The organism is Gemmiger sp. An50 (assembly GCF_002161595.1).
Classification (GTDB): domain Bacteria; phylum Bacillota; class Clostridia; order Oscillospirales; family Ruminococcaceae; genus Allofournierella.
On sequence record NZ_NFID01000002.1, the window covers coordinates 66,725 to 78,959 of the forward strand.

11 protein-coding genes are annotated in these 12,235 nt (G+C 59.9%); 2 read left to right on the forward strand and 9 right to left on the reverse strand.

Annotation, left to right across the window (positions count from 1 at the left end; all coding sequences use genetic code 11):
- Positions 1-37: 37 nt before the first annotated feature.
- From B5G03_RS02405 to murD, 3 genes are read right to left on the reverse strand one after another with little or no spacing between them, the layout of a single operon-like run.
- Positions 38-1,297, reverse strand: coding sequence for a methionine gamma-lyase family protein (locus B5G03_RS02405; RefSeq protein WP_087180208.1), 1,260 nt, complete (start codon positions 1,295-1,297; stop codon positions 38-40).
- 46 nt (positions 1,298-1,343) lie between these two features.
- On the reverse strand, positions 1,344-2,135 hold the full coding sequence (locus tag B5G03_RS02410; RefSeq protein ID WP_087180209.1) for a GNAT family N-acetyltransferase: 792 nt from the start codon (positions 2,133-2,135) through the stop codon (positions 1,344-1,346).
- Positions 2,132-3,523 (reverse strand): UDP-N-acetylmuramoyl-L-alanine--D-glutamate ligase, encoded by a 1,392-nt coding sequence (gene murD, locus B5G03_RS02415; RefSeq protein WP_087180210.1) that lies wholly within the window; start codon positions 3,521-3,523, stop codon positions 2,132-2,134. The genes B5G03_RS02410 and murD overlap by 4 nt, the downstream gene beginning before the upstream one ends.
- Positions 3,524-3,838: 315 nt before the next feature.
- Between murD and B5G03_RS02420 the strand changes: the two genes are divergently transcribed.
- Positions 3,839-5,434 (forward strand): ABC transporter substrate-binding protein, encoded by a 1,596-nt coding sequence (locus B5G03_RS02420; RefSeq protein WP_087180211.1) that lies wholly within the window; start codon positions 3,839-3,841, stop codon positions 5,432-5,434.
- 139 nt (positions 5,435-5,573) lie between these two features.
- Positions 5,574-5,846, forward strand: a complete 273-nt coding sequence (locus tag B5G03_RS17305) for a metal-sensing transcriptional repressor (protein WP_162613313.1) — start codon at positions 5,574-5,576, stop codon at positions 5,844-5,846.
- Between the two features lie 75 nt (positions 5,847-5,921).
- Here the strand turns inward: B5G03_RS17305 and B5G03_RS02430 are convergent, their stop codons facing one another.
- The 6 genes from B5G03_RS02430 to rplQ all read right to left on the reverse strand — a co-directional run bounded on the left by B5G03_RS02430 (position 5,922) and on the right by rplQ (position 12,231).
- Complete coding sequence (locus B5G03_RS02430; protein ID WP_087180213.1) at positions 5,922-7,070, reverse strand: ribose-phosphate pyrophosphokinase; 1,149 nt, start codon at positions 7,068-7,070, stop codon at positions 5,922-5,924.
- A 368-nt stretch (positions 7,071-7,438) separates the two neighbouring features.
- Positions 7,439-8,272: an energy-coupling factor transporter transmembrane component T family protein gene (locus B5G03_RS02435; protein WP_087180214.1), complete on the reverse strand. Its 834-nt coding sequence runs from the start codon at positions 8,270-8,272 to the stop codon at positions 7,439-7,441.
- Entirely contained in the window at positions 8,257-9,978 is a 1,722-nt protein-coding gene (locus tag B5G03_RS02440; RefSeq protein WP_087180215.1) for an ABC transporter ATP-binding protein, read from the reverse strand. Before B5G03_RS02440 ends, B5G03_RS02435 begins: the two co-directional genes overlap by 16 nt.
- Before the next feature lie 192 nt (positions 9,979-10,170).
- Positions 10,171-10,713, reverse strand: coding sequence for an ECF-type riboflavin transporter substrate-binding protein (locus B5G03_RS02445; RefSeq protein ID WP_087180216.1), 543 nt, complete (start codon positions 10,711-10,713; stop codon positions 10,171-10,173).
- Between the two features lie 78 nt (positions 10,714-10,791).
- Positions 10,792-11,646, reverse strand: coding sequence for an SAM hydrolase/SAM-dependent halogenase family protein (locus tag B5G03_RS02450; RefSeq protein WP_087180217.1), 855 nt, complete (start codon positions 11,644-11,646; stop codon positions 10,792-10,794).
- Between the two features lie 243 nt (positions 11,647-11,889).
- Positions 11,890-12,231 (reverse strand): 50S ribosomal protein L17, encoded by a 342-nt coding sequence (gene rplQ, locus B5G03_RS02455; protein WP_058965276.1) that lies wholly within the window; start codon positions 12,229-12,231, stop codon positions 11,890-11,892.
- Positions 12,232-12,235: the final 4 nt, after the last annotated feature.

Below are 12,235 nucleotides of genomic sequence, written 5' to 3' on the forward strand. Positions count from 1 at the left end.
ATCGAACGATATGGGGCTATGTTCAGAATGATTTTTCTTATTGGCCGTCAAATGCACGCTGAGCGGCCAGCAGCACACCGGCACGGCTGGCGGCAAAGTTCAAACCGCCCTGCAGGTAAACGGTGTAGGGCGGGCGCATGGGACCGTCGCAGCTGAGCTCGATGCTGCTGCCGTTGGTGAAGGCACCCGCCGCCATGATCACCTCGCTGGTATAGCCGGGCATGGCGTAGGGCTCCGGCGCAGCGAAGCTGTCCACCGGGCTGCCTGCCTGGATTCCCTGACAGAAGGCCACCATGGCCGCCGGGTCGCCGGTCTCAAAGCTGGTGATGATGTCGTTGCGGGGGTCGGTGTACTTGGGCAGAGGATTCTTGCCCAGCAGGTCCAGCAGGCAGCTGGCGTAGATGCTGGTCTTGATGGCCTCGGCAGTTACACCGGGGGCATAGTACAGGCCCAAGTACAGCTGACGCAGGCTGTCCAAGGTGCAGCCCAGCTCCCGGCCGGTGCCGGGGGCTGTGAGCCGGTGGGCGCACTTTTCTACCAGATCAGCCCGGCCCGCCACATAGCCGCCGGTGGGCGCGATGCCGCCGCCGGGGTTCTTGATCAGGCTGCCCACGATCAGGTCCGCCCCCACACTGGTGGGTTCTGCGGTCTGGGTGAACTCACCGTAGCAGTTGTCCACCATGACCACCACGTTGGGATTGGCCTGCTTGGCGGTGCGAATCACCTTTTCGATGGTGGCCAGGTCAAAGGCGGCACGGCTGGAATATCCGCGGCTGCGCTGGATATGGCAGACGGTGGCGTTCTTCGCCTTTTCGGCAATCAGCTCATAATCCGGCTGACCGTTCTGCAGGGGAGCTTCGTCGTATTTCACGCCGTATTCCGCCAGGGTACCGCAGCCCTTGCCCGCATCACCAATGCCGATCACACCCTCCAGAGTGTCATAGGGACGGCCGGTGGCGGCCAGCAGGGTGTCGCCCGCCCGCAGCAGACCGAACAGCGCCACAGTCAGCGCATGGGTACCGGACAGAAAATGGGGACGGCAGAGCGCGTCCTCCGCGCCCACCACCTGGGCGAACACCTGATCCAGACGGTCCCGGCCCGCATCGTCATAGCCGTAACCGGTGCTGCCCATCATGTGGGTGGCGGCCACACGGTTATCCGTGAAGGCCTTCAGCATCTTCACCTGATTGTAATCGCGGATGGCGTCGATTTTCTCGAACTCGGGGCGGCACAGCTCCATAGCGCGGGCGTCCAGCTCCTGAAAACGGGGGCTCACATCAAAAAATTGCTCGATCATGTATGATAATATCCTCTTTTCTCGTATTGATAACAGGCAGCTCTTTTCAGTTCAAATCCGGCTGAGGGCTGTAGCTGCTCACTTCGCCCTGTTTGACAAATCCCAGCCGCCGGTAGAATTCCTCTAAAGCAGGCAGACACAGCAGCTCCACCAAAATCCCCTGCTCCGCCAGCTGATTGGCCAGCCCGGTCACCAGTGCGCCTGCCAGGCCATTGCCCCGGGCATCCTGCCTGGTTTCCACTCCAGCCAGATAGGCGGTCTTATTCCAGATGGCATAGACTCCCGCCGTGGCGGCGATCTCCCCGGTCCGGCTTCGTGCCGCCCAGAGCAGCGCCCGGCCGTGGTTCACCAGGGTACAGGTCTCGCTGTAAAAACAGTCGCGGGTCTGCTGATCTCCGCTCAGGCTTTCGCCCTGGCAGAGGAACTCGGTCACCTGGCTCACAGCAGGATGTTCCTGCAGCACAAAAGCTGCGGGCAGTTCCCGCCGGGGCAGCTGTTCCCCGACGGGCAGAAGCATTCGGGAATACCGTCTCCGAAGCGTCCAGCCCTCCGGAGCCATTCCGGCGGCGCGCAGCCGGCACACACCCAGAAACCCCAAAAAACCGGCCAGCTCTTCAGCATCCGCCGGGCCGGCCAGAAGAGCGGTTTGTCCGCGGACGCCCAGCGCAAAGGGGGTCTCCCCCTCACCGCTGGTATAAAACTGCCAGCCGGAGCCGGGCAGCGGTCCGAACACCATCTCGCTTGCTCCCAGCTGGCAGGCTACGCCTGCGGCCCGGGGATCGGCCAGTGCGGCTGTAAAGCGCCGCCGGGTCTGTGCGGAATTGACCGCGCAGATCACAGCGCGTTCACCAGTTCCTTGAAGTGGCGGCCACGCACCTCAAAGTTGGGGTACAGATCAAAGCTTGCGGATGCGGGCGACAGGCTGACCACATCGCCGGGCTTTGCGTTCTTGCGGGCCAGCTGCACCGCCTCGGCCATATCCTCGGCGTGCTCGATGACCAGGCCACTCTCTGCAAAGCCGGGGCAGGCGCGCACTGCTGCCTCGATCTTGGGACCGGTCTGGCCCATGAGCACCAGCACCTTCACATGGGCCAGGATCTCGGGAGCCAGCGGCTCGTAGGGAATCTTCTTGTCATAGCCACCGGCGATAATGATGATCTTCTGGTCGAAGCTGCGCAGGCCCGCGATGGTGCGGGTGGGGCTGGAAGCGATGGAGTCGTTGTACCACTGCACGCCGTCCAGCAGGCGCACCGGCTCGATGCGATGCTCCACGCCGGTGAAGCTGGAGCCCACCTTGGCCATGGCTTCCACCGGCACGCGGCCCCACACGGCGGCACATGCTGCCAGCAGGTTCTCGATGTTATGCACACCCCGCAGCTTGATCTCGTCCTTGTGCAGGATGGGGGTCACCGCGCCGTTTTCCGCCATGCAGAGCATGCCGTCCTGGCGCAGGAACGCGCCGTTGTCGGTTTCCCGCAGGCGGGTAAACCAGCACTGGGTGCCCTTGCAGTCCGCCTGCATGCCCCGGGTGATCTCGTTCTCGTAGCCCAGCACCGCGCGGCAGCTCTCGTCCTGCCAGAGCAGGATGTTACGCTTGGCATCCACATACTCCTGCATATCCTTATGGTGATCCAGATGGTTGGGGGTCACGTTGGTGACCACCGCAACCTTGGGGCTGCGGCGCATGCTGATCAGCTGGAAGCTGGAAAGCTCCACCACGGCCTCGTCCGCCGGGTCGATCTGGTCCAGGATGGGCAGCAGGGCCCGACCGATGTTGCCGCCCAGATGCACGGTACGGCCCGCCGCCTCGAACATGGCGGCAATCAGGCTGGTGGTGGTGGTCTTGCCGTCCGAACCGGTGACCGCGGTGATCTCGCAGGGGCAGTACTCGAAGAACAGCTCCATTTCACTGGTCACCAGGCTTCCCGCCGCCTTCGCTGCCTGCAAAGCAGGCGTATAGTATTCGAAGCCCGGCGTGCGCATAATGATATCCTGCCCGGCCAGGCCGTTCAGGTAATCCTCGCCCAGGCTCAAGTTCACGCCCAGCTGGTTCAGAGTGCCGGCATAGTCGCCGAAGTCCGCCAGCTGTTTTTTATCGCACAGCGTCACCTGCGCTCCCATGGCGCAGAACTGCCCGATCAGTGTTTTGTGGCTTACACCGGCACCGATGAAGGCCACCTTTTTTCCCTTGATGAATTCGGCCAGCCGCTGCTGATCCTTCTGCATATTGCAAAACCCCTTTTCCCTTTGATGGAACTTGATTTCTTTGGATTGGTGTGATCAAAATGGTCTGTTGCTATTATAGTCACTTTTGGCCGCCCGCGCAACCAAATCCCCCGGCCTTACCGGGCATTTCGGCCATTTGGCGGCAAAACCGGCAGACAACCGACAAAATTTACGCTTTATTTACGGATTTTGCGTCATTTATCCCGGTGCGGGTTTGTATTTTACCGCGTTTTTTGATAAGCTAGATATGTATGCTTTCCGGCATTTTTTCACCATTACCGGCCCATCCGGCCGTTTACCGAAAGGACCTTTTCCATGAGATTTCATCGTATTCTCTGCCTGTTGCTCTGCCTGCTCCTGACAGCCGGAGTTCTCACCGGCTGTGGCTCCGGCGGAGCCAGCTTCACCTGGCGTGTGGATCACGTGCCCGCCAATCTGGACCCCCAGATCGCTCAGGAAAGCCCCGAGCGCATCGCCGTGACCAACCTGTACCGGGGCCTCACCCGTATCGACGAAAACGGCGAGGCTGTACTGGACTGCGCGGAAAGCTACACGGTGAGCGATGACGGCCTGACCTATACCTTTACCTTAAAGGACGGCCTGGCCTACACCAAACTCAAAAAGCACGAGAAGGAATATCCCCTCACCGCAGCGGATTTTGTGTTCGGCATGGAGCGAGTATTCCGGGATGAAACCTCCAGTCCCTATCGGGACCTGTACTCCAACCTGAAGGGAGCCGACGGCAGCGGCGCCCTGGGTGTGAGCGCACCGGACGAGCGCACGGTAGTTTACCAGCTGAGCAGCCCCGACCCGGCATTTCTGGAAAAGCTGGCCCAACCGGGCGCCATGCCCTGCAACGAGGAATTTTTTGAACACAGCGCCGGGGCTTACGGTCTGAGCGCCGCCACCACGCTGGCCAACGGGTATTTCTATCTGTATAACTGGAACGAAAACGGCCTGTTCCTGCGCCGCAGTGCCAGCAGCAGCCTGATCATCAGCCTGCGCATCGTGCTGGACACCACCACCCAGGCCACCCCCACGCCGCAGCCCGCCTCCGGCACCTCGGTGGCTCAGGAGCAAATCCCAGCCACCGGCGCGGCCGCCGTGGCTGCCGGGGATGTGACCGCCGCCATTGACGAGGCATCCGCCGCCGGGAGCCTGCCCTCCATCCCCTATACCGCCACCACCTGGGCTCTTGTTTTCAACTGTAAGGACGAACAGCTGGCCCCGCAAAGCGTGCGGCTGGCTCTGGGCGCCAGTGCCACGGGCATCGAACAGCTGCCCACCGGTTTTTCCGCCGCGGACGGACTGATCCCCCCCGCCATCCAGGTGAACGGTTCCGGATACCGGGATGCGGTGGGAAGCCAGATGCCCACTGTGAGCGATGTGAAGGAGCTCTGCCGGACCGGTTTGAGCGAAGCCGGACTGCAGCAGTTCTCCGGTATTCAGGTGCTGTATCCGGAGGGCTCGACCTATCAGACCCTGATCGAACAGGTCAGCCAGCAATGGCAGAAGGAGCTGGGCGCATTCTCCGCCTACTTCACGCTGAAGGCCATGCCTTTGGATGAACTAAAAAGTACCGTTGCCAGCGGCGATTATCAAATCGCCCTGCTGCCCTTCTCCCCCTCCAGCGCGGACAGCGCAGCTTTTTTGCAGCAGTTCACCGGCGGTGCGCTCACCGGTTGGCAGTCCGCCTCCTTCGACAGCCAGGTCAGCCAGCTGTCCGGACAGCTGGACACCAGCGCTGAACAGATCGCCCAGGCCGAGCAGACCTTACTGGCCGGCGGAGCCATCTCGCCCCTCTGGTACCAGGACCAGGCCCTGGTGATGGCACAGGGTGTGGACCATGTGGTGTTTGATCCCTTTGGCCCCGTGCTTGATCTCACCTGGGCGACCTATACAGGCAGTTAATTCGATTTATTTTTCTCCGGCTCGTACACCCGGCAGGCCCATTTTCCGGCTGCGCCGGGTGTTCTATTTCCTAAATTGCCGCGGGATGCTGCCCCGCATCCCCATTTTTAATTTTTCCCAACCCAAAGGAGGACCCGCTATGCACTGCACGCACTGCCAACATTCCGCCGACGTGAACCGCCGCCTTGCCCGCATCAGCGGCCAGCTGAACGGCATTCGGGAGATGGTGAACGAGGGACGCCCCTGCGGCGACCTGCTGACCCAGCTTTCCAGCGTGAACAGCGCCATCACTCAGGTGGCAAAGCTGATTCTCACCGAACATCTGGAACACTGTGTGCGCAGCGGCGAGGACACCGACCAGGTGATCGCCCAGCTGCAAACCGCCATTGACCAGTTCGCCAAGCTGAAGTAATTTTGCATACAAAAACAGCGCCCCGGCTTTTGAATCGCCGGGGCGCTGTTTTACTTTTCGTATAAAAGCGTTTTCTTATTTCACGTTGTAACGCTTCAGCAGGGCGTCGATCTTGCTGTGAGGATCGATGATATCGCCGATGCTCATGTCGTGATTGATGGCGTCAACGAAATGAGCGATGTACTTGGACACATCCACCTCATGGAACCACTCGCGGCTGAGCAGCTCGGGGGTGCGGTAGGTCAGGTTAGTACCGAACACGCCGGAGATGATGCCCTCCTGGTAGGCCTTGTCGAACTCAGCCAGACCGTTGGTGTAAATCGCATAGGTGGCGTAGCAGAAGATCCGCTTGGCGCCGCGCTTCTTCAGCTCGTAGCCGATGTCCAGCATGCTCTCGCCGGAGGAGATGATATCGTCGGCGATGAACACATCCTTGCCTTCCACGCTCTCACCCAGGTACTCGTGAGCAACGATGGGGTTGCGGCCGTTCACAATACGGGAGTAGTCACGGCGCTTGTAGAACATGCCCAGGTTTACAGCCAGCACGCTGGAGTAGTACATGTTCCGGTTGATGGCACCTTCGTCGGGGCTGATCACCATGAAGTTGTCACGGGTGGGCTTGAAGTCCTCGATGCACTTGAACATGGTCTTGAGCACCTGGTAGGTGGGCATCACGTTGTCCATACCCATCAGGGGCACCGCGTTGGAAACGCGGGGGTCGTGAGCATCGAAGGTGATGATGTTCTCAACGCCCATGCTGTGCAGCTCCTGCAGCGCGTAGGCGCAGTCCAGGCTTTCCCGGTAGGAGCGGCGATGCTGGCGGCTGCCGTAGAGCAGAGGCATGATGACGGTGATGCGGCGGGCCTTGCCGGAAGCAGCCTGGATCAGGCGCTTCAGATCCTGGTAGTGATCATCCGGGCTCATGCAGTTCTCGTTGCCGAACATCTTGTACTTGCAGCTGTAGTTGCCCACATCCACCACAAAGTACAGGTCGTCGCCGCGCACGCTCTCGCGGATTACGCCTTTGCCGTCGCCGGAAGAAAAGCGGGGGCACTCGCTGGGGATGATGAAGGTCTCGCGGTCCACGCCCTTTTCACGGGCCCAAGCCACCAGATGGCGATCGATCAGGGCGGTCAGCTCCTGGGCGCCGGGAGTGGCGATCAGACCGAGTTCAGCAACGCCGTTGCTTGCCATGAGGATCTCTGTACCGTTGGATTGATACATCGTTAAACGCTCCTTACGTTGTTAAATGGTTGTTTTGCCCGGTTCGGGCAGACATCGTTCAACTTAATATTAACATAAAATTTACTTTTATGCTCGGCAATTCTCCGCTTTTCGTCATTTTCTGCGGCTTGCCCGGCCTTCTCTTTTTCCGTGCGTCAAAATTAGGCGTTTTGCCCAATTTTTCTGCCAAAAATGCTCCCCTTTGACCGGCTACAGGGTGTTTTTTGTCCGATTTTCGCTCGTTATTTCCCTATCAAAATAACCAAACTTTTTCTTTGATCCTCGGTATTGTGCCCAATTTTTTATTTTTCCTACGCAAAACACCCGGCCTTCACGGAATTTCTTCCAGAAAAGCCGGGTGTTTTCATTCAAATAAACGGGTTGTAATAGCGGCTGCCGTCCCAGAAGGTGAAGATCAGCGAGCCAATGGCGATCACTGCGCCCAGAATCAGCACCACCCAGTCCCGGGTGGCAAAAGGCCGTTTCGCATACCAGGTGCGGCGCTTGTTTTTGCCGAAGCCCCGCAGCTCCATGGCATTGGAAATGACCTCGATCCGGTTCAGGCTGCCCAGGATCAGCGGAAGCAGGATGTTTGCGCTGCCCCTGAGCCGGTCCATCAGCTTATCCTTGCCGGAAATATCCACACCACGGGCCTGCTGGGCCTGGTTGATGTTATGGTAATCCCGCTGCACATCCGGGATATACCGCAACGCCAGGGCCACCGCGTAGCCGATGCGGTAACTCACACCGATGCTGGCCAGGCTGGCGGCAAACTCGCTGGGATCGGTGCAGAGAATGAACACCAGGGCCAGCGGGATGACCACAACCACCTTCAGCGTCATGTTCAGGTGGTAAAACAGCTGCTGTGCCGTAAAGGTATAGGGCCCGATCAGCTGCACCAGCAGGGTGCGGCTCTGGTAGATTTCCACGCCGTATTCCGGCTTGAACAGATAAACGAACAGGTTGTTCAGCAAGAGGAAGACAAATGCCATCCACAAAATGAGCTTCACGTCCCGGTAACGCACCCGGCTGATCTTGAAGATGGCCAGGCTCATCACCAGAAAGACCACCAGCGCCCGGGTGTCGTAGGTAACCATGGTGGCCACGCTGAACAGCAGGAACACGATCAGCTTGGTGGTGCCGGTAAGCTTATGCACCACGCTGCCCCGGGGCAGATAGGAAAGGATCAAACTGTTTGCCACTTGTCGCGTACCTCCCGGTCGTAGTCGATAAAATGCTGCACAAAGGCCTCCGGCGGCTGGATGCCGCACTTCTGGGCCAGCGTAAAGAGACTGGTCTCCTTCAAAGCGGCCTGCTCCACCAGAGCACTGTCACACAGAAGCTCTGCGGGGGGCAGATCGCCGATCATCCGGCTCTGGCTGAATACCAGCGCCCGGCTGGTGTACTCCAGCATCAGGTGCATGTCGTGGGTGACCATGATCACCGTGTAGCCCTTCTGATTCAAGCTGCGCAGAAATTCCATGATCTCGGTGTAATGGCGGAAATCCTGACCGGCGGTGGGCTCATCCAGGATCAGCACCTTGGGCTGCATTACCAGCACGCTGGCAATGGTCACCCGCTTTTTCTGTCCAAAGGACAGAGCGGATACCGGCCATTTCCGGAAGCGATACAGACCACAGATGGTGAGCGCCTCATTCACCCGGCGCTCCACTTCGTCCTCCGGCAGCTTCGCGGTGCGCAGACCCAGCGCCACCTCGTCAAAAATCAGGCTTTGGCTGATCATCTGGTTGGGGTTCTGCATCACGTAACCGATGTGTGCGGCCCGCTCCTTGATGGTGTCCCCCTCCAGGTTCCGCCCGTTCAGCCAGATGCTGCCGCTGCGGGGCGTTTCAAAGCCGCAGATCAGCTTGGCAAGAGTGCTCTTGCCCGCGCCGTTCCGGCCCACGATGCTCACCATTTCGCCTTCGTTCAGGGTGAAGCTCACATCCCGCAGGTTGGTCACGCCCTCGCTGTAGCCGAAGCACAGGTCTTTCACCTCCAGCAGCGGAGCAGTGGCAGGAGCCTGCGGCCGGACCACCGTCTGCTGGTACCAGGCGCGGACCGCCGCCTTGTCCTGCTCGGTGAGGCGCAGTGTGTCCACATGGGCAGGTTCTTTCTCCGCCTCCAGCGACACACCTGCATACTTCAGCGCCGTGATATACAGCGGCTCCCGGATGCCGTTTTCCGTCAGCTGATTTCCGGCCAGCAGAGCTTCCGGGGTGGTGTCCGCCAGAATACGGCCCTCACCCATGAGCACGATCCGGTCCACGCTGCGCCAGAGCACATCCTCCAGCCGGTGCTCGATGATGATCACCGTGGCCCCGGTCTTCTGCTGTACCTGGTCGATCAGCTCGATGGTCTGCTTGCCGGCAGCCGGGTCCAGGTTGGCCAGCGGCTCGTCGAACAGCAGGACTTTTACATCGTCCACCATTACACCGGCTAGGCTCACCCGCTGCTTCTGGCCGCCGCTCAGGGCGTGGGGCTCCTGCTCCAGCAGGGTATCCACATCCACCAGGCGGGCCACCCGCTCCACGGTCTTTTTCATCTCCGGCTGGGCAACGCACTGGTTTTCCAGTGCAAAGGCAATGTCCTCGCCCACGGTCAGGCCGATGAACTGGCCGTCCGGGTCCTGCAGAACCGTGCCCACGTGCTTGGACAGTTCAAAGATGCTGGCATGGGGCGCGTCCACTCCATCCACCAACAGGCTGCCGGTGCAGCTCCCCGGATAGCTGAAGGGGATCAATCCGTTGATGCAGCTGGCGATGGTGCTCTTGCCGCTGCCGGACGGGCCTGCAATCAGCACCCGCTCCCCCGGCTGGATGGCCAGGTCGATGTTGTGCAATGTGGGTTCTGCCTGGGCGTCGTACTGGAAGCCAAAATTCTTGAATTCAATAATGGGCTGTGCCACGGCGGTTCCTCCGTTTTCGTTGCTCTTCCCGCGCACCGGAAGATGAGGCGGCGGTGTTGAAAGGGGGGCATTCCCCCGGGAAAGTTCGCCTGCGTTTTAAAGCAGACAGTTCAAAGAAAAAGCGGGGCTTTCGGCGCATTTTGCCGGAAGGCCCCGCTTTTGTTCGGGATCAAGGCCAACCAGGCCGATGGATCAATCCTTGTTCAGGGAGCCCTTCTTGGTGCGGGTCTTGGCGTAGGCAACCAGCAGGATGGTGCCTACCACGCCAGTGGTGATGGCGTTCACGATACCGGCGGTCAGGCCCTGGGCAAACAGCTTCTCAATGGGCTCGTTGTAGATCACGATGTCCAGAACAGGAGCCACTACACCCCAGCAGACCACATGGGCGATCAGCTGAGAAACGTTGAACAGGATGATCTGCTTTTTGCCGAACTCGCCGCTCTCCAGATCCAGCTTGCCCAGGAACAGACCGGTCAGCAGGCCGAACACGCCGGAAGCGATGATCCAGCTCCACCAGGGACCATAAGCGGTGAAGTCCACCAGAGCATGGCCGATCAGGCCGATCACCAGGCCGGCGATGGGGCCGAACAGACCAGCGAATACCGCCTGGATGGCGTACTGCAGGCTCACATAGGTGTTGGGTACCGGGGTAGGAATGGAGATCTTGCCCAGCACAAAGAACAAAGCTGCGCCAATACCGATGGCGACAACAGTTTTTACAGACATTTTTTTCATGACGATTCCCTCACTTTTTCTTGTATGGATCACGGGCCGGGGGCACGCAAGAATTCCCTAAACCGGCCCGGGCGGACCTTATTCGTAGATCATGCGGGGTGCTTTGCGCACGCTGATGCGCCAGGAAGTGCCGGTGCCGATGTTGTAAGCCCGGGCGAAGCTGCCCTGGTTGATGGCCACAGCCAGGTTGTCCAGGCTGTTCACATACAGCAGAGGCTCACCTACGTACACATCCGCAAAGCTCTTGGCGTATACCATAATGTTTTTATACAGCACGCGGGTATCGTTGCTGATGGTGATCTCCACCCGCTGGCCGTGCTCAATGTTCAGCGCCGCGAACAGAGTGCGGGGGATGTTGGTCCACAGGCTGCCGAAACGAACGTCCAGCACGTCGATGGTGCCGCTCACCACATCGCCGTCCAATACGGCATCCACCACCGGGAGCTCCACAATGCTGGCCGGATCGATGGCCGGGCCCACCTCTTCCCAGCGGATCACGCCGGAAGCCAGCCGCGCGCCGGTGAAGGCGTAGATGTCACGGCCATGGAAGGTGTAGCTCTCGCCGGAATTGGGCAGGCGGTTGACGATCTCGTCGATCACACGGGCCTCCACAATGCCGCTCATCCGCTTGATGTGGGTCAGGGTGCCGTTGTCCGGGGTGACGATGTAATGCCCGCCGCTGGTCTTGGCAACAATGCTGCGCCGGTCGCTGCCCACGCCCGGGTCCACCACGCTTACGAATACGCTGCCCTCAGGCCAGTACTGCACCGTCTGGATCAGCCGGTAGCTGGCTTCCCAGATATCATACTGGGGAATGTCATGGGTCAGATCATATACGCGCAGGCTGTCGCACACGCCCTCGGCCACGCCGTACATGGCGCTCACCGCGCCGTCTGCCAGGCCGAAGTCGGATTGCAGGATCAAGGGTTTCATGGGTCAATTCGCTCCTTTGCCAATGGGATCGCCCCGTACCGTGCGCGGCTTTTCCGGCCGCAACCAGGGGCGGTAAAAACAACAACTTTTATTATAGGCATCGCGGGGCGTTCCGTCAATATTTTCGGCGGCTTCTTTACTGTGAAATTCAGGGGCTGCTTCTGGATTTTCCAACTGCGAACCAATTCCCGAAAAACAGCAAAAAATCCCTGCCCGTTACGGGGCAGGGATCGCAGGCTTTGATTAAACCAGCTCGATGATCGCCATCTCGGCGGCATCGCCGCGGCGGGCGCCGATCTTGATGATGCGGGTGTAGCCGCCGTTGCGGTCGGCGTACTTGGGGCCGTACTCATCGATGACTTTCTTGGCAACGGTCTCCTTGGTAATGTAGGAGAAGACCTGACGCTTGGAATGCAGATCTTCCTTCTTACCCAGGGTCACCATCTTCTCCGCCATGGAACGAACTTCCTTGGCGCGGGTAACGGTGGTCTCGATTTTGCCGTTTTCAAACAGGTAGGTGACCATAGCGCGCAGCATAGCGTTGCGGTGATCGCTGGTCCGGCCGAGTTTTCTGGTACCGGGCATCCCG

Excerpts from the sequence above, each read along its gene's own strand:
- B5G03_RS02405 (WP_087180208.1), bottom strand. The coding sequence starts at position 1,297 with ATGATCGAGCAATTTTTTGATGTGAGCCCCCGTTTTCAGGAGCTGGAC.
- murD (WP_087180210.1), bottom strand. The coding sequence starts at position 3,523 with ATGCAGAAGGATCAGCAGCGGCTGGCCGAATTCATCAAGGGAAAAAAG.
- B5G03_RS02420 (WP_087180211.1), top strand. The coding sequence starts at position 3,839 with ATGAGATTTCATCGTATTCTCTGCCTGTTGCTCTGCCTGCTCCTGACA.
- B5G03_RS17305 (WP_162613313.1), top strand. The coding sequence starts at position 5,574 with ATGCACTGCACGCACTGCCAACATTCCGCCGACGTGAACCGCCGCCTT.
- B5G03_RS02430 (WP_087180213.1), bottom strand. The coding sequence starts at position 7,070 with ATGTATCAATCCAACGGTACAGAGATCCTCATGGCAAGCAACGGCGTT.
- B5G03_RS02445 (WP_087180216.1), bottom strand. The coding sequence starts at position 10,713 with ATGAAAAAAATGTCTGTAAAAACTGTTGTCGCCATCGGTATTGGCGCA.
- B5G03_RS02450 (WP_087180217.1), bottom strand. The coding sequence starts at position 11,646 with ATGAAACCCTTGATCCTGCAATCCGACTTCGGCCTGGCAGACGGCGCG.
- rplQ (WP_058965276.1), bottom strand. The coding sequence starts at position 12,231 with ATGCCCGGTACCAGAAAACTCGGCCGGACCAGCGATCACCGCAACGCT.